Consider the following 17,541-nt stretch of genomic DNA (forward strand, 5'->3'; position numbering starts at 1 on the left):
ATGGGTTCTCGGGGAATCGTCTGTTCGTATGACCTGGTTGTGGCGGAACGGTGTAGACACCCTGGCTGACCAGGGGTGGGAACGCTCCCGGTGGGAGTGGCGCATCGAGGACGGTGGTGACCCTTCTCGGTTGGTCGAGGAGTTTCTGGCGGAGCACGGTCTTCCGGTCCGGAACCTCGCAGTCGGTAGCGGTTCGGTAGCTGACGGGGCGCGACGACGTGGCGTATTAGGCGCTTCACTGTATGTATCGGCCGCGGCGGCTGTGGTCTCGATCGGGGCGCCGCCGGGCCGACCCAGTCCGGCTCCAGCGTTGCCCGATGCGGTGGCCGTCGTCTGGTCGCAGCCGGCGTCAGCACCGATCGAACAGGCTGTTCACTCAGCGAGAACCTCGTTCAGGTGGGAGCTCGACTCCTGGCGGCCCAGTTGGAGTCCGGAGCAGCACGCCGAGGCCGTGACCCGGGCCCGGGAATCGATCAGCCGGGGCGAGCTCTACCAGGTCAATCTGGTCGGGCACGCCAGCGCCGCGTACCGGGGGGACCCGCGGCCGGCGCTGCGGCGGGTCACCACTCTGCCCGGGGCGCGGTACGCGGGCAGCCTGGGCGGCGACGGGTGGGCGTTGGCCTGCGCATCGCCGGAGACGCTGGTCGCCACCGGCGGCGGCCGGGTGTGGACCGGGCCGATCAAAGGCACCCGACCGGCCGACGAGGTTGGCCGGCGGGAGCTGCTGGCCTCGACCAAGGAACGCGCCGAGCATGTCATGATCGTCGACCTGGCCCGCAACGACCTGTCCCAAGTGGCCCGCACCGGCACGGTCCGGGTGGATGATCTCTACGCGGTACGGCGCTGGTGCGATCTGTGGCAGGCAGAGTCGGTGGTTTCCGCGGCATTGGCCGATGGGGTCGGGCTGGCTGAGCTGCTGCGGGCGGTGTGCCCGGGCGGGTCGGTGACCGGGGCACCCAAACGCGCGGCGCTGGCGTTGATCAATGAGCTGGAGCCGGTGGGGCGGGGTGCGAGCATGGGTGCGTTCGGCTGGGTCGGACTCGACGGGCTCGATCTTGGGCTGACCATCCGGACGGTGGCCGCCGACCCCGACCGGCTGCATCTGTGGGCCGGCGGTGGTATCACCTGGGGCAGCGACCCGCAGGCCGAGGTCGCCGAGGCGGCGGCCAAGGCCGCACCACTGCGGCGGGTGCTGGCCGAGGCCGAGGCTACGACTCGACGCTGAAAACCGCTGTACGCAGCAGCTCGACCAGGTCGAATCCGTCGCTGGAGTAGTGCGCCTCGCCGCCGGTGGCGTCGGAGATCTCCGCGAGCACCTCGAAGTTCGGCTCTTCCCCGAAGGCGACGTTGATCACTCGTACCTCCTGGTCCTCGCCGGGCGCTTCGTCCAGATACTCCAGCAGCTCGGGGAGGGAGATCCCGGGCCGGCCGCCGGTGTCGTCCTCTCCGTCGGTGATGATCACCACCATGTTGATCGCGTCCGGGTCGTAGTTGCCCAGCACGGTGTCGTAGGCGGCCTGGATCGTGTTGTAGAGGCCGGTATCGCCGACGGGTTCAAGGAACTGCGCCGCTTCGATGATGTGTTCGCGACGGGTGCGGCCGTCCTCCATCGTGTCGCCGAGGGTGCCCAGCGGCACCAGTGACCGGTGGTCCCGGTCGCCGTCGAGCGCCGTGGAGAACTCCCAGAACCCGACCCGGTCCTCCTCGGTGAACAATCGCATGGTCTCGATGGCGGCCTGTTGCGCCCGCTGCATTCGAGTCTCGCCGGTGCCGGGGATCTCCAGCAGCATCGAGCCGGAGACGTCGAAGGCGATCAGCACGTTGGAGGTGCGCGCCAGGGCGGTCCAGCGGTCGATGGCCAGCGTCACCGAATCGGGCACCAGCACCGCCCGGGGCAGCGCGACCAGCTGGGGGACGACGCCGTACTCTTCGGTGAAGTCGTCGCCGGCTTCCCGGTTGGTGCCCCGGAACCCGGCCTTGCGCAAGGTCTGCTGCGGCTCCTCGGAGCGGACGAACTCCAGGAAGAGTTGCGCTACCTCCCGGGTCGGTTCGTCGACCCACTCCCCGTTGAGGATCAGGTACGGGTGATCGGCCTCCATGTTGCCGTTGGTCGGGTAGATGGCGGCCAACGGCACCGACGGGTTGCCCCGGTTGTAGTCGAGGACGTCTTTCTCCAGCGCGGGGAAGGCCGAGATATGTTGCAGCGCCGCCTGCTCACCACCGTTGTCGATGCTGCGCAGCGCCGTCAGCAGCTGCTCGGTGGTTTCGTGGTAGAGCTCGGGATCGAGCAACCGGTGCAGGTTGAAGGCCGCCTCTAGCTCCTCGCGACTGGTCTCGCCGGTCTCGTTGGCGTCGACGATGGCGGTCAGCGCCAGCAGCCCGGCGGTGTCCCGGGCCGGGTTGCTCATGCCGAACCGGAATGGGCCCCATTCTTCGCGGCCGAACCGGTCCCAGCCCTGCTCGTCGTCGCTGAACTCCTCAAGCAACGACTCCCAGCGCACCCCGGCGTTCAGTTCTGTCTCCTCGCCGGGGTCGGTGGCGAGGCGGGTGTCGGGCCAGTCCAGTTCGATCGCCATCGGCTCCGGCATCGCGATGACCGTGGGGCTGCGAGCAATGCTGGGGCGCAGGTCCGGCAGCAGCGGCTCGGCCTCGTCTGTGACGGCCGCCCGCTGCGCCCACGCGGTGGAGGCCGGCACCCACACGTCGGGGGGCTCGTCGCCGGTGGTCTCCCAGCCGACGGCGAGCGCGGCGGCGGTCTCGGCGGAGTCTCGCGAGGTCACGACTACCCGGGCGCAGGTGCCCTCGGAGGTGGCCGGCTCGCGTTGGGCCCAGTCGGTGGCGAAGGTGCTGAGCAGGCCGGCAGTGGACGGCGAGGCCACCACCCGGGCGGTCTGTTGCCCGGAGCAGGTCTGGGCGAGCAACTGTTGGTATCCGAAGCCCAGTCCGGCGGCGACCAGGAGGCAGACCAGGGTCACACTGATCCACGGAGCGAAGCGGCGCCGGCGCTCACGCGCGCCGCGTCGATGCGACCGGACGTTGGCGGGCCGGCCATACGCCATGTGGGCCTCCGGGGACAGCTGGGCACGGTGAACACTTAAGAAAACGAAAGCGAGTCCGGCACAGTTTAGGCTGCGGCCACCCATGTTGCTGTGCCCGAGGCCACTGATGACGAGTCGCGCTGGCGCTGCTACTGCAGGTAACGGTGTAGGGCAAGGTATCGTCGCGCCGTGACCATCCAAATGATCACCTCGCCGCCTACCGTGCTGGCCGTCCCGTGTTGCTGACCAGCCTCACCGAACCTGGCCACGGGTGGCGGATCTGGCAAGAGGCCGAGCGTTATCTCGGTGGCGGAACCCGCACCTACAGTCGGTACGCCGATGATTCACAGATCGCGGCCCAGTTTCATCCGCAATGGGGGCAGCCGAGTTTCGAGGTGCCGACGTTCTGGGTGCGGCACGGTGACGCGGGGGAGTACCTGTCCGGCCGGCTGCCGTCGGCGCTGCATGCCCACTACCGTGACGGTGACCGGTTCCTGCTGCCGGTGCACCCGGAGGCGCTGCGGGAGCCGGCGGTCGCCGGTGCGGTGCGCGGCTGCCCCGGCGGGCCGCCGTTGCAGGTGGTGCCTTCGGCCAACGCCCGCACCGTTTTCGTCCTCGGCCGGGCCGGCGACCGGATGCCGCCGCACTTTGTGAAGCTGCACTACCCGTTCCGGCTGTCCCGGTTCACCCGGCGACTGCGCCGGCCCGTGATCGCACTGCAGTTGTGGGTGGCGGAAGAGTTGGCGGCGATCGGGGCGCCGCTGCTGCCAGAGGTGGCCGGCGGCGTCATCGGTACCGACCCGACCGAGGCGTGGGGTTTCGTGCTGCGCGAGGCTGAGGTACGCGACGCGCCCCCGCTGCCGTACACGGTGCCGTTGTTCGCGCTCTATGGCCACGACATCCGCGACGAGCGGCAGCCGACCCTGCTGGAGCAGTTGATCACCCACAGCGGCGAAGCCCCGCAGGACTGGGTCACCCACCGCCTGATCGCGCCGATGGTGGCGTTGTGGACCGACACGCTGCTGCGCACCGGCTGCGCTATCGAACCCCATGGGCAGAACACCCTGCTGAGCCTGTCGGCCGACCTGCGCACCACCCGGATCGGCTACCGGGACTGCGCCGTCTACGTCGATCCGCAGCTGCGTCGGTGGCGCGGGCTGACCCGGCCGTTGCCGCCCCGCAATGTCATCTCCCAGGATGTGGTGAAGCCCCGCGAGCAGGTTTTCAGCCTGGTCTACGACGCGTTCATGGGCCACCACGCGCTGGCCTTCGTTGCCCGGCTGCTCCAGCAGCGGTTCGGGGTGGCCCCGGCGAACCTGCACAAGTACGCCCACGAGGTGTTCACCAGCGCGGCGCTCGGCGGTCACCTCCTGCCGGAGACGGTTCACTACTACGACGATGCACTGCACGCCGACGGCCGGTGGCGGCTGGTCGACACCGGCCAGCCGCCGCAGTGGCGGTGACCCTGTGGCGGTGGCCCTGTTCGCCGAAACTTTCAGGGATCGAGGTCGAAACGCCGACCGCCGCCCGGCGCCTCTATCGGCACTGTAGGTGACGAGTGCGCTATCATCGGGTTCCGCTGAGGCGCAATCATGACACCGTAGGAGCGGGCTTCGAGCCTTACCTATCGGCAAACTTCCGGAAGTTTCGGGGGTGGTCGGAGGCAGGGCGATGGCGTGAGGCCCCGCGCCTCGTGGCCTACCGCGGACGGTGACGAGGCACGATCGAAGGGCAGCCATGACGACGACCACCCCGACCCGGGTCTCCGCAGATCCCGCCGACCGTCGGCTGGTCCGGAACCCGGTGCTGCCGGGATTCCATCCGGACCCGTCCATCCTGCGGGTCGGCACCGACTACTACCTCGCCACCTCGACGTTCGAGTGGTACCCGGGGGTGCGGCTGCACCACTCCACCGATCTGGTGCACTGGCGGGCGCTCGGCGGCATCCTCACCGAACGTCGGCTGCTCGACCTGCTCGGCTCCGGCGACTCCTGCGGTGTGTGGGCGCCGGACCTGTCGTATACCGACGGCTTGTTCTATCTCGTCTACACCGATGTGTCGAGCTTCGACTGCGGCTACTGGGACTCACAGAACTACCTGACCAGCGCGCCGACGCCCACCGGGCCCTGGTCGGACCCGGTGGTGCTGCACGCCCGCGGCTTCGACGCATCGCTGTTCCACGACGACGACGGCACCAGCTGGCTGCTGTCGATGACCGCGGACTGGCGACCCGGCCGGGACCAGTTCGGCGGCATCGGGATCCAACAGTTCGACCGGGCCACGCAGCAGCTGGTCGGGCCGGAACGCGCGATTTTCGCCGGCACCGCGGCAGGTCTCACCGAGGGGCCGCATCTTTACCGCCGCGACGGCTGGTATTACCTGCTGGTGGCCGAGGGCGGCACCAGCTGGGAGCATCAGGCCCTGGTGGCCCGCTCCCGGGACCTGTTCGGCCCCTACGAGCCCGACCCGGACGGGCCGTTGATCACCTCGGTGCACCGGCCGGAGTTGCCGATGCAGAAGGCCGGGCACGGCAGCCTGGTCGAGACCACCGACGGCCAGTGGTATCTGGCCCATCTGGTGGGCCGGCCCTACACCCCACGCGGCGCGTGCGTGCTCGGCCGGGAGACCGCGATCCAGCCGGTGTCCTGGCCCGCTGACGGCTGGCCCCGGGTGGCCGGCGGGGTGCCGGCGGACGCCTTCCCGGCACCCGAGCCGGCAACGACCGACCAGCCCGCCGCGGCACCGATCACCCACGACCACTTCGATCAGGACCATCTCGGCCCGGACTGGTCCACCCTGCGCCGGCCCGCCACCCCCGACTGGGTGGATCTGTCGGCGCGCCCGTCGCATCTGCGGATCTACGGCGGCCAGTCCCCGGTGGGCCGGCAGCGGCCCAGCCTGGTCGCTCGCCGGGTCACCGACCGCCGGTGCAGCCTCGAAACCACCATGCAGTTCCGGCCCGCCAACTTCCGTCAGCTAGCCGGGGTGACCGCCTACTACAACAGCCGCAACTGGCACTTCGCCTACGTCACCGCCGACGATGACGGCAAACCAGTCTTCGAAGTACTCTCCTGCGACAACGGCCGCCGCACCACGCATCCGCAGTGCCGGGTCGAGCTGTCCGGCGTCGACCAGGTGGGGCTGCGGGTGGTCTTCGACGACACGGAGGTGCGCTTCGCCCACCGGCTCAGCGACGCCGCCGACTGGACCGAGTTGCCGCTGGCGCTGGACGCCACCATCCTGTCCGACGAACACGCCGCCCGCATCGTCGACGGCGAGCCCGCCGCGTGGGGGTTCACCGGGGCGATGATCGGGCTGTGGGTGCAGGACCTCGGCGCCGACGGCGGCTTCGCCGACTTTGACGAGGCCGTCTACCAGATCCATTCGGACTGACCGACCTGTCCTCGCCGGTGAGACCCCGCCGGCGGCGGGTCACGCGCCGCCGGCCTCACCATCGCGGTGGGTGGTCTCCGGCAACTGCAGCGTCGCCGCAGCCCAACCCCGCCGCAGCCAGCGGTCGTGACTGGCGACCACCACCGCACCCGGTGCGCACCGCAGCGCCTGCTCCAGCTCCTCGGCCAACGCCAGCGAGATGTGGTTGGTGGGTTCGTCGAGCAACAGCAGCTGCGGGTCGGCCGCGATCAGCAACGCCAACGCCAGCCGGCGGCGTTGGCCCACGCTCAAAACGGCCACCGGCCGGTCCAGGTCACGCGGCGCCACCAGCCCCAGCTCGGCCAGCCCCACCCCGCTGCGCTGACCGGCCGGTGCGTAGAGCTGCCGCGGTGTCTGCTCCGGCTGCGGGAAGTGGACATCCTGCTCAAGCATCCCCACCCGGAGCCCGCGCCGCAGCGCCACGCTGCCGGCGGCCGGCCGCAGCCGGCCAGCCAGCACCGCCAACAACGTCGACTTACCCGCCCCGTTTGCCCCGGTGACCAGCAACCGGCCGGCGGCGGGCAGCTCCAGTCGCGACAGCCGCAGCCGGCCGGGGACGTGCACGTCGCGCAGCGAAGCGGCCAACCCGTCGCTGGGGCCGTCGGCGGTGAGCCGGCCGCGGAACCGCAACGGCGCCGGTGGCTTCCGGACCTGCGCCCGGTCGAGCTGGTCGAGCCGCCGTTGGGCGTTTCGTACCCGACGCGAAACCTGTGCCTCCACCCGGCCGGCGTGGCGGTTATAGCCCATCTTGTTGTTGTCCGAGGCCGGCCGGTTGTGCGCCACCTGACGGGAGGTGCTCGCCACCGCGGCGCGAAGCTCGGACAGCTGCTGCTGTTCGCTGGCGTACTGGTCCTGCCATGCCCGTCGGGCCAGCGCCTTCTCCCGCAGATAGTCCGAGAAGGTGCCGCCGTAGGCGGTGGGCCCACCCCGCGCCGGGTCCAGGTCGAGCAGCTCGGTGCAGACCGCGTCCAGAAAGACCCGGTCGTGGCTGGCGAAGACCACCACTCCGGGTAGCCCGGCCAGATGCGACTCGACGAAGCTGATCGCCTCGTCGTCGAGGTGATTGGTCGGCTCGTCGAGCAGCAACGCCCGCGGCTGCCGGATCAGCAGGGTCGCCAAACCCAACCGCGAACGTTCACCACCGGAGAGGGAGGCGATCGGCCGCTGCTGGTCGACCTCACCGAGCCCGAGCCCGGCGAGCACCAGCTGGGCCCGGCGGTCGGCGTCCCACAGGTCGTGGTCGACCGCCCACTGCAGGGTGTCGCCGTAGGCGGCGAGCAGGGCCGGGTCATCGGGCTGGGCTGCCAGCGCTCGGGCGAGCTCGGCCAGCCTGGCGGCGGTGTGTCGGATCTCCCGCAGCGCCTGCTCCACCAGGTTGGCGACGGTGACGTGCCCGGGGTGGGGCAGCTCTTGATGCAGCAGACCCAGATCTGCCGGGGCCTCGACCCGGCCGTGGTCGGGCACCAGGTCGCCGGCGAGCAGCCGCAGCAGCGTCGACTTGCCGGCGCCGTTTTCGCCGATCAGGCCGAGTCGGTGCCCGGGCGAGACGGTGAGGGAGACGCCGTCGAGCACCGGCCGGCCGTCGAAAGACTTGACCAGGTCATGAGCGGACAGAGCGACAGTCACGAACGGGCTCCAACGGTGCGCGGGAGCGGCGCCCGCCGGGCGTAGATCGCCTCGGTCGCGGGCCGGTCGTGGGGTCAGCTGTCCATGATGCGGCCGAGTCTAGCCGAGGCTCAGCCGTCGGCGAACCGATTTATCGCCGCGTAGATCGCCTGGTGCATCGCCGGGCTGCCGGTGTGCCCGGCGTCTTCGATCACCGTGAGGTCAGCGTCGGGCCACGCCTGCGCCAGCTCCCAGGCGACCCCGACCGGGCCACCGAGATCGTGCCGGCCGTGGATCAGCGCCCCGGGGATGCCCGCCAACCGGTGCGCGTCGCGTAGCAGCGCCCCCTCGTCGAGCCAGGCGCCGTGGGAGAAGTAGTGGGCGCAGATGCGCACCAGCGCCAGCCGGGCCTCGTCGCCTCGACTGGCGTACGGGGCGGGTTTGCCGTTGGGTTCCAGCGACACGACTGTGTCCTCCCAGGCGCACCAGTCGACCGCCGCCTGTTCCCGGATCTCCGGGTCGGGATGTTCCAGCAGCCGGCTGTAGGCGGCGAGCAGGTCGCCGCCGCGCTCTGCCGGCGGCACCCCGTCGCGGAACCGTGCCCATTGCTCGGGAAAGAACGTGCCCACGCCACGGTAGAGCCAGTCGAGGTCGCTGCGCCGGCTGACCGTCACACACGGAATGACGATCTGCGACACCCGCTGGGGATACTGCTGTGCGTAGGCGAGGATCAGCGTCGAGCCCCACGATCCGCCGAAGAGTAGCCACTGGTCGACGCCGAGGTGGGTCCGCAGCCGCTCCATGTCGGCGATCAGGTGGGCGGTGGTGTTGTGCCGCAGGTCGGTCGCCGGGTCGCTGGCGTGCGGCCGGCTGCGGCCACAGCCCCGCTGGTCGAACAGGATGATCCGGTAACGCTTCGGGTCGAATGCCCGGCGGACCCCGGTGGAGCATCCCGACCCGGGGCCGCCGTGCACTACCAACGCCGGTTTGCCGCGCGGGTTGCCGCACACCTCCCAGTAGACATGGTTACCGTCGCCGACATCGAGCAGACCATTGTCGAACGGGTCGATCGGGGGGTACGGCGGTGACATTCGCGCGATTGTGCCACAGGCCGGGTCACCGGGCGCGGCTATTAAAGTCCCGCAGGTAGTCGCCGAACTTCTCCAGACCATCCACATTGCGCGGGCTGGAGATCCCCTCGTTGTAGTCGAGCACGAAAAACTCGTCGTTGACCACGGCGGGGATGCTGGCGGTGGTGGGGTGCTCCCGCAAGAAGCTGATCTTCTCCTCGGCGGGTTTGTCACCGTAGTCGAGGATGATGATCACCTCTGGTTCGGCCGCCACGACCGCCTCCCAGCTCGCCTCCGTCCAGCGCGCCTCGACGTCGCCGAAGATGTTCACGCCCCCGGCGTACCGGATGATGTCGTTGGGTGGCACCTGGCTCGCCGCGGTGAACGGCTGGTCGGTGCCGGAGTCGTAGAGGAACACCCGGACCGGTTCCCCGTCGGGCGCCTGCTCCTGGACCGCGGCGACCCGCTGCTGGTATTCGGCGATCAGATCTTCGGCGCGCTCCTCGACGCCGAAGATCTGCCCCAGCCGCGCCAGGTCGGTGTAGAGGCCCTCGAACGGGGTGTGCCGCTCCGGAAAGCCGGGGTAGTTGAAGCAGGACTCGGCGTGCATGAAGCTCTGGATTCCGAGCGTGTCCAGGATCTCCGGGGTGATGCCACGATTGTCGGAGAAGCCGGAGTTCCAGCCGGCCACGACGAGGTCGGCGTTCGCGTCCACGACGAGTTCCCGGTTAAGCAGGTCGTCGGAGAGGAACTCGACCTGGTCGTACTCGGCCGCCCACGGTGACTCGCTGACCGGCGGGTTAGCCGGGGGCATCACGTAGCCGTGCACATGGTCGGTCAACCCGAGCGCGAACAGCTTGTCGGCGCTGCCTCCTTCATAGGCGACGACCCGCTGCGGCACTGTGTACTCGACCACCTCCCCACACCGGTTCACGCTGGTCGGGCCGTCGTCGGCCGTGGCCGAGTCGGCTACCTCGGCGCCGCACGCGCTCAGCAGCAGCATCGTGACGGCTGCCGGCGCGAAGCGGGCAGCCCGGTGGCGGTGCGCGGTTGTGGTCATCCCGAACTTTGTCCTTTCACAGGGGAAACAGGTGCGTCGACGGCCGGCCCGCGGCTGCCGGGTGTGCCGTCGAGCGAGAAGAGCAGCTGCGGGGCGCCGGTCAGCGGATGGTCGGTGACGACGACATCGACGCCGTAGACGGCGGCGATGCGTTCCGCGGTGAGCACCTCTGCGGGGGTCCCGACCGCCACCAGCGCTCCGTGGTGGAGCATCCCGAGCCGGTCGCAGGTGGCGGCGGCGAAGTTGAGATCGTGCAACACCACCACCGTGGTCGTGCCCGCGGTCCGCAGGTAGCTCAGCAGCGCGATCTGGTGGCGCAGGTCAAGATGGTTGGTGGGCTCGTCGAGCAGCAGCACCTTCGGCTCCTGCACCAGCGCACGGGCCAGCAGCACCCGCTGACGTTCCCCGCCGGACAGCCCCAGTACGCCACGGTCGGCGAGGTGGACGACGTCGGTCCGGACCATCGCCTCGTGGCACAGTTGCCGTTCTCGGGCGGTCAACGGCTGGTTGCCGCGTTGGTAGGGGGCGCGACCGAGCGCGATCAGTTCGCCGACGGTGAAGTCGAGGTCGCTGCCGCCCTCCTGGGTGAGCGCCGCCACCTGCTGGGCGGCGAATCGTGGGGGCAGCTGCAACAGGTCGTGCCCGCCGACGCGAATGGTGCCACCGCTAGGTTTGACCGCCCGGTAGACGCAGCGCAGCGCGGTGGACTTGCCCGAGCCGTTCGGGCCGACCAACCCGATGACCTCCCCGGAGCCGGCTCGCAGCGCCAGGTCCCGGACGATCTCGACGCCGCCCAGGCGGACGGAGATCCGGTCGAGCTGCAGTTCGGTCACGAGGTCCCCCCGAACACGTACCGTCGGCGCCGCATCAGCAGGATGAACACCGGCACTCCGAGCAGCGCGGTCAGCACGCCCAGCGGCAGTTCCCGGGGCGCGACCAGGGTGCGGGCGAGCAGATCGACCCACACCATCAGGATCGCGCCGAGCAGTGGTGCGATCAGCAACACCCGGGCGTGGGCGGCGCCGACCAGCATGCGGGTGATGTGCGGGATCACCAGCCCGACGAAGCCGATGGCTCCGCTCACCGCGACCATCGCCCCGGTCATGAGGGCGGTGACCAGGAACAGCGCCTGCCGGCTGCGGGCAACGTTCACGCCCATCGACGCCGCGGTTTCGTCGCCGAGGCTCATCACGTCGAGCGGCCTGGCGCACTGGTGAAGCAGCACCGCTCCGATGAGGATGATGAGTGCGACTATCGGCAGTGACCCCCAGGTGGCCGCGCCGAAGGAGCCCATGGTCCAGAACAGCACGGTGCTGGTGGCTTCGCCGCTGGGCGCGAAGTAGATCATCACGCTCATGACTGCCTGGAACCCGAAGGACAACGCCACCCCGGTCAACACCAGCCGCAGCGGTGTGACCCCGGTGCGGGCGTAGGCGATGGTGTACACCAGGACGGTGGCGAGCAGCGCACCGGCGAACGCGCCGACCGAGACGGCGTAGATTCCGAAGATCGACAGAGCGCCCAGCAGTGACACCGCCACCGCACCGACCGCGCCGCCGGAGGAGACGCCGAGGATGAACGGGTCGGCCAACGCGTTGCGGACCAAGGCCTGAATCGCCACCCCCACCACCGCCAGCCCGCCGCCGACGAGGACCGCTAGCAGCACCCGCGGCGTGCGGATCTGCCAGATGATCTGGTAGCGGGTGAGTTCGTCGGCGGAGATGGTGCCGCCGGTGAGTGCGGCCCAGAGGTAGCGGGCGGTCTCGGGGGGCGCAATGACCGCCGAACCCGTGCCGATCGCGATGAAGACCGAACCGACGAGCAAGCCGACCAGCAGGGTGAGGAGCAGCGGCGTGACCGCCGATCGTCGCACCGGCCGGGCAGGAGGAGGGCGTCCGGCCGGTGCGACGACGGTTGTCGGTGAGGACACAGCGGCTCCACCATTCGGCAATGATTGTCGTTTGCTTGATCAGGTTACACGGCGTCCATGGCACGGCCCCACCGGCGAGACCGGTGGGGCCGTGCGCCTCATCCGACCTCGGTACGCAGTACCCGTACCGCCCCGACCGCCATCGGCAGCAGGACCCACACCGCGGTGGTGGTGCCCAGCTGGGCCCACTGCCCGGCGGTGAGGGTGGCGCCGTTCAGCATGGGCTCCATGGTGAGAGTGAAGTCGAGCCACCGGGCCGCGTCGGCCAACCATCCGACCATGGCGCCGAGTACGTTCCACACCGTCGGCAGCACGAAGTAGGCCACGATCGCCAGCGGCGTGTTCAGCGCCGCCATGCCGAACGCCAACCCCATGGCCACGTTGATCAACTGGAAGACCACCGTGTTGCCGAGTACCGCCAGGTCGAGCCGCCAGTCACCGGCGCCGCCGGTGGCCAGCGCCGCTAGATTCGCCAGCGCGGCGATCACCACGCTGGCGGCGACCGAGGCGATAGCGGCGGCCGCACCGGCGAGCAGCTTGGCCGCCAGCACCCGATGGCGCTGCGGCACCAGCGCGAAGGTGCTCAGGGCGGTGCGTTGCGACCACTCGCTGGTCACGGCGAGGATGCCCAGCACCGGTAGCAGCAACCCGATCGGGATCAGGGTGCCCAGGAAGAACGTCTGGAAGGTCTGCACCGGCGCGTCCAGCACCGCCAGCTGGACGCCCGCGATCACCCCGCAGGCCAGTCCGATCGTAACCAGCAGCCAACGCCCGGCCCGGGTGTCGAGCAACTTGCGTAGCTCCACCACGGCCAGCCGCGCCACGCTGGGTCGGGTCGCGGCGCGGGTCTGGACGGTAGCGGCATCGGCGATCAGTTCGGTCGTCACGGGTGCTCCCTCGGCTGGGCTTGGTCGGTGGTGGTGGGGCGGTCGCCGGTGAGGCTGAGGAACAGCTGTTCCAGGCCGCCGTCGGCGGCGCGCAGTTCGAGTAGCACCAGGCCGGCCTGGGCGGCCAGCTCGCCGACGGTCTCGGCGGCGGTATGCACCAGTAACGCGCCACCCTCGAGCTCCTGGGTCGGCAGGCCGGCACCGGCCAAGGTGCGCCGCAGCGCCTGCCGGTCGCGTGCCCGCACCCGCACTCCCGCGGCGGCGAGCAGCTCATCCCTGCCGCCGCGGGCGACGACCTGCCCGTCGCCGATAACCACCAGCTGATCGGCCAGCGCCTCGACCTCGCGCAGCAGGTGTGAGGAGAGCAGCACGGTGCCGCCCCGGTCGGCGAACTCGCGCAGCAGCCCGCGCAGCCAGAAGATGCCGGCCGGGTCCAATCCGTTGGCCGGCTCATCGAGGACGAGCACCCGCGGATCGCCCAGCAACGCGTGCGCCAGCCCGAGCCGCTGCCGCATGCCCAGCGAGTAGCCGCCCACTCGCTGACCGCCGGCGTCGCGCAGGCCGACCAGCTCCAGCAACTGTCCGACCCGTTGCCGCGGCATCTGCAGGATGCCGGCCGACAGGGTCAGGACTTCCCGGCCGGTGCGGCCGCTGTGCTGGGCAGAGGCGTCCAGCAGGACGCCGATCTCCCGGCCCGGGTTGGCGAGCCGGCGGTACGGGGTGCCGCCGATGGTGGCGGTGCCGCTGGCCGCGTTGGTCAGGCCACACAGCATCCGCAGGGTGGTGGACTTGCCGGCGCCGTTGGGCCCCAGGAAGCCGGTGATGGTCCCCGGCGCACAGTCGAACGAGACCCGGTCGACAACCGTTCGGCCGCCGTACTGTTTGGTCAACTCCGATACGTCGATCATGAGCTCAAGCCTGCGCGGCCCACCGGCGTCGCCGCGTCGGCCAACGGTCGGCGCCGGATGACTTTGGTCGTCGCTCATCATCGACCTTGGTCGGTATCGGCGGCACTCTGCCGGCCGTACCATGGCGATCATGAGCGAGGCAGCGCCGGTGCGGGTGCCGCAGACCGGGCCGGTGCGGCGCTGCCGGCGCGACTGGCTGACCGACGGCGCCGCCTGGCTATTCGCGACCGGTTGGACGGCGCTGGTGGCATGGCTGTGGTGGTCGGACTGGGTACCGGCCACCTCGATGCCCTCGACGCTGATGATCGTCGACGTCGCGACCGGTGTTGTGGCCAGCGCGGCGGTGTGGCTGCGGCGCCGCTGGCCGGTGACGCTGGCGGTCGCGCTGGTGCCCACCGGCATGTTCTCCATGGCCACCGCGGCGGCGGCGATGGTGGCGCTGTTCACGGTGGCGGTCAGGCGCCGCCCGGCGGTGACCCTGCTGATCGGTGGCGCGTACGCCGCGACCGCGCTGCCGTACTTCGGCTACCAGCTCAACCCCCTGCAGCCGCAGGCGCCCTACTGGTGGGATGTGCTGTGGGCGTGCGTGGTCACCGCGCTGGTGGTCGGCTGGGGTCTGTTCGCCCGAGCCCGCGTACAGCTGCTGCAGTCGTTGCACGACCGGGCGGTACGGGCCGAGTCTGAGCAGCATTTGCGCGCCGAACGGGCCCGGCAGCTGGAGCGCGAGCGCATCGCCCGGGAGATGCACGATGTGCTGGCGCACCGGATCTCCCTGGTGAGCATGCACGCTGGCGGGCTGGAGTATCGCCGGGATGCCTCCCCCGAGGAGATCACCCGCGCTGCGGGAATCATCCGCCGCAGCGCACACGAGGCGCTGGCGGATCTGCGCGGGATCGTGGGGGTGCTGCGGACCGCTCCCACCGGCGATCTGCGGCCGCAGCCGACCCTGGCGGAGCTACCTGCGCTGGTCGAGCAGTCGCGGCTCGCCGGGGTGCGGGTGCGGTGGAATGGCCGGCTCGACGGTGCGGAGTCGGTGCCGGAGCAGCTGGGGCGCGACGCGTACCGGATCGTGCAGGAGGGTCTGACCAACGCGCGCAAACACGCCGCCGGCGCCACGGTAGACCTGTCGGTCACCGGCGCCGCCGGCGGCGAGCTGGTCATCGAGGTAACGAACCCGGCCCCGGTCGGTGGCGGCGGCGCGCCGGAGATCCCCGGTACGGGCACCGGGCTGGTCGGGTTGGCCGAGCGTGCTGAGCTGGCCGGCGGCCGGCTGGAGCACGGGCCGGCTCCCGGCGGCGGGTACCGGCTGCGGGCGTGGCTACCCTGGCCGGCATGAGCCCGCCCGAGCAGATGCCGCCCGACCCGATCCGGGTACTGATCGTCGACGACGACGCCCTCGTTCGTGCCGGGCTGTCGTTCATCCTGGGCGGCGCCGAGGAGATCGAGCTGGTCGGGGAGGTCGCTGACGGCGACGAGGTGAGTGCCGCGGTGACCCGCCACCGGCCGGATGTGGTGCTGATGGACATCCGGATGAAGCGGGTCGATGGTCTGAGCGCCACCGAGCTGCTGCGCCGCCGCGGCGACCGGGCGGAGGTGATCGTGCTGACCACCTTCGACGCTGACGAGTACGTGCTGCGGGCGTTGCGCGCTGGCGCCAGCGGTTTCCTTCTCAAGGACACACCACCGGCCCAGCTTGTGGCGGCGGTGCGGCTGGTGGCCGCGGGCGAAGCCATGCTTTCACCGGCGATCACCCGGCAGCTGATCTCGCATGTGGCGTCGCAATCTTCGGCGGCCGCCCGGGACACCCGGCAGCACGAGGCCCGGGCGGTGCTCCAACGGCTCAGCGCGCGGGAGCGGGAGGTGGCGGTGGCGATCGGGCAGGGCAAGCCCAACGGGCAGATCGCCGCTGAGCTGTTCATGAGTGTGGCGACCGTCAAGGCGCACGTGACTCGGCTGTTGACCAAGCTGGAGCTGTCCAACCGGGTGCAGATCGCGCTGTTGGCCCACGACGCCGGCCTGCTCGACGAGTGACGAGGGCCGGCGCCGCGGACCGGTCTATCCGGCCAGATCGGCCGCGGTCTGTACCAACTCGGCGAACTCTTCTACCTTGTCGTCTCCTGGCAGATCCCGGGTCAGCACCGCAGCGTTGTCGGCCAGCTGAGCCAGGCTCACCGCCTCCCCCCACGGCGCCCCGCGCAGCACTTCGGCGAAGGCGGCCACCAGGATGCTCTGCCGTAGCCGCGGCGGGGCCTCGGCGTACGAGTCGGTCAGGTCGCCCGCGGTGATGGTGGCGGTTGCTTCGGCCGGCTCCCCGCTGTCGGGGTCGAGCCAGCGCACCGCGACCGTGGCCAACTCGGCGTCGCTGGCCAGCCCACCTTCGGGAACCGTCACCTCATATAGCGCGGTCACATTGTGGCCGGCGCCGACCTCGCCACCGTCGACTGTGTCATCGTCGAACTGGTCGTGGTCGAGCTGCCGGTTCTCGAAGCCCAACAGTCGGAACCGGCTCACCGCCGCGGGGTCGAAACTCACCTGCACCCGGGCGTCGCGGGCCATCACCTGCAGGGTGCCGGTCAGATCGTGACCGAACAGCCGCTCGGCTTCCCTTACCGTGTCCAGGTAGGCGTAGAAACCGTTGCCCTGGTTGGCGAACTGCTCCAACACCACCTCGTTGTAGGTTTGCCGGCCGACCCCGATCACCACCAGCGTGGTGTCACCGGCGGCCTGGGCGATCTGCTCGGCCAGCTGCTGCGGGTCGGTCTGGCCTTCGTTGGCTTCGCCGTCGGAGAGCAGCACCACCCGGTTCGTGCCGTCGCTGCGCAGGTTGGCCTCGGCGTGCTCGTAGCCGAGCCGCAACCCGGCTTCGAGGTTGGTCATGCCCTGCGGCGTCAACGCGGCGACCGCATCCCGGATCGGCGTCTGCTGGGTCATCGGGGTCATCTCCAGCAGCAGGTCGGCGTCGCTGCTGAAGGTGACGATCGCCACCGCGTCGTCCGGACCCAGATTGTCCAGCAGCCGGCTCAGCCCGGCCTGCACCATCTCCAGGTTGTGCCCCTGCATCGAGCCGGAGACATCCACGATGACGGTCAGATTCACCGGCCGCCGATCCTCATCGTCGACCACCGGCGCCTGCAGACCAACCCGGATCAGCCGCTGGTCGCTGCCGCCGCGGAACGGGGCAGTGGTGCCATCAAGATGGATCCCCAACCCCGACTCCGGCGCCGCATACTCCTGATCGAAGTAGTTGACGAACTCCTCGGTGCGCACCGAATCCGGATCGGGCAACAGCCCACTGTCCAGGTAGCCGCGGGTTACGGTGTACGAGCCGGTGTCGACATCGACCGCGAAGGTCGACTGGTTATCGTCTACGGTGTCCACCTCGGGATTGACGCCGTAGTGCTCAAACACCGGGCCCGCCCCATCGAAAGCCTCCGGATGCGGCGCGGGTGCTCCGACCGCCGACTCGTCGTCTGTTGCGCCACACCCGGAAACCGCTAGCGCGGCCGCGGCCAGTGCGGCCGCCGCCCGTACCCCCTTGCGCTGTGTCATTCGTCGCCTCCGTCTCGTCTCAAGCGTCGTCGGCTCAGACGAGACGTAGCTGCCGGCTGGTT

Annotated in this window: 14 protein-coding genes; 5 read left to right on the forward strand and 9 right to left on the reverse strand. The window is 70.3% G+C overall.

Features of this window, described 5'->3' with window-relative positions; all coding sequences use genetic code 11:
* Positions 1-28 precede the first annotated feature (28 nt).
* Positions 29-1,225, forward strand: coding sequence for a chorismate-binding protein (locus tag JQS43_RS12945; protein WP_239674645.1), 1,197 nt, complete (start codon positions 29-31; stop codon positions 1,223-1,225).
* On the opposite strand, the gene JQS43_RS12950 is transcribed toward JQS43_RS12945, so the two are convergent.
* Entirely contained in the window at positions 1,209-3,059 is a 1,851-nt protein-coding gene (locus JQS43_RS12950; protein WP_239674646.1) for a substrate-binding and VWA domain-containing protein, read from the reverse strand. The two genes, JQS43_RS12945 and JQS43_RS12950, sit on opposite strands and share 17 nt — an antisense overlap.
* 215 nt (positions 3,060-3,274) lie before the next feature.
* Between JQS43_RS12950 and JQS43_RS12955 the strand changes: the two genes are divergently transcribed.
* Entirely contained in the window at positions 3,275-4,501 is a 1,227-nt protein-coding gene (locus tag JQS43_RS12955; RefSeq protein WP_239674647.1) for an IucA/IucC family C-terminal-domain containing protein, read from the forward strand.
* A 274-nt stretch (positions 4,502-4,775) separates the two neighbouring features.
* Positions 4,776-6,431 (forward strand): glycoside hydrolase family 43 protein, encoded by a 1,656-nt coding sequence (locus JQS43_RS12960; protein ID WP_239674648.1) that lies wholly within the window; start codon positions 4,776-4,778, stop codon positions 6,429-6,431.
* A gap of 39 nt (positions 6,432-6,470) precedes the next feature.
* Here JQS43_RS12960 and JQS43_RS12965 read toward each other — a convergent pair whose 3' ends face one another.
* The 7 genes from JQS43_RS12965 to JQS43_RS12995 form a co-directional block, all read right to left on the reverse strand.
* Positions 6,471-8,096, reverse strand: a complete 1,626-nt coding sequence (locus tag JQS43_RS12965; protein ID WP_239674649.1) for an ABC-F family ATP-binding cassette domain-containing protein — start codon at positions 8,094-8,096, stop codon at positions 6,471-6,473.
* A gap of 110 nt (positions 8,097-8,206) precedes the next feature.
* Entirely contained in the window at positions 8,207-9,166 is a 960-nt protein-coding gene (gene pip / locus JQS43_RS12970; protein WP_239674650.1) for a prolyl aminopeptidase, read from the reverse strand.
* Positions 9,167-9,191: 25 nt separating this feature from the next.
* The gene (locus tag JQS43_RS12975) at positions 9,192-10,205 is read right to left on the reverse strand and encodes an ABC transporter substrate-binding protein (protein ID WP_239674651.1); all 1,014 of its coding nucleotides are present in this window, start codon (positions 10,203-10,205) and stop codon (positions 9,192-9,194) included.
* The gene (locus tag JQS43_RS12980; RefSeq protein ID WP_239674652.1) at positions 10,202-11,038 is read right to left on the reverse strand and encodes an ABC transporter ATP-binding protein; all 837 of its coding nucleotides are present in this window, start codon (positions 11,036-11,038) and stop codon (positions 10,202-10,204) included. The genes JQS43_RS12975 and JQS43_RS12980 overlap by 4 nt, the downstream gene beginning before the upstream one ends.
* On the reverse strand, positions 11,035-12,135 hold the full coding sequence (locus JQS43_RS12985) for a FecCD family ABC transporter permease (RefSeq protein WP_239674653.1): 1,101 nt from the start codon (positions 12,133-12,135) through the stop codon (positions 11,035-11,037). The genes JQS43_RS12980 and JQS43_RS12985 overlap by 4 nt, the downstream gene beginning before the upstream one ends.
* Before the next feature lie 98 nt (positions 12,136-12,233).
* On the reverse strand, positions 12,234-13,022 hold the full coding sequence (locus JQS43_RS12990) for an ABC transporter permease (protein ID WP_239674654.1): 789 nt from the start codon (positions 13,020-13,022) through the stop codon (positions 12,234-12,236).
* Positions 13,019-13,930, reverse strand: coding sequence for an ABC transporter ATP-binding protein (locus JQS43_RS12995; RefSeq protein WP_239674655.1), 912 nt, complete (start codon positions 13,928-13,930; stop codon positions 13,019-13,021). Before JQS43_RS12995 ends, JQS43_RS12990 begins: the two co-directional genes overlap by 4 nt.
* 130 nt (positions 13,931-14,060) lie before the next feature.
* Here JQS43_RS12995 and JQS43_RS13000 point away from each other — a divergent pair, with 130 nt between their 5' ends.
* Both JQS43_RS13000 and JQS43_RS13005 read left to right on the forward strand, forming a co-directional pair.
* Positions 14,061-15,266: a sensor histidine kinase gene (locus JQS43_RS13000; RefSeq protein WP_239674656.1), complete on the forward strand. Its 1,206-nt coding sequence runs from the start codon at positions 14,061-14,063 to the stop codon at positions 15,264-15,266.
* Complete coding sequence (locus JQS43_RS13005) at positions 15,263-15,961, forward strand: response regulator (protein WP_239674657.1); 699 nt, start codon at positions 15,263-15,265, stop codon at positions 15,959-15,961. Before JQS43_RS13000 ends, JQS43_RS13005 begins: the two co-directional genes overlap by 4 nt.
* A gap of 24 nt (positions 15,962-15,985) precedes the next feature.
* Here the strand turns inward: JQS43_RS13005 and JQS43_RS13010 are convergent, their stop codons facing one another.
* On the reverse strand, positions 15,986-17,479 hold the full coding sequence (locus tag JQS43_RS13010) for a vWA domain-containing protein (RefSeq protein WP_239674658.1): 1,494 nt from the start codon (positions 17,477-17,479) through the stop codon (positions 15,986-15,988).
* Between the last annotated feature and the right edge of the window lie 62 nt (positions 17,480-17,541).

This window comes from Natronosporangium hydrolyticum (genome assembly GCF_016925615.1).
Classification (GTDB): Bacteria; Actinomycetota; Actinomycetes; order Mycobacteriales; family Micromonosporaceae; genus Natronosporangium; species Natronosporangium hydrolyticum.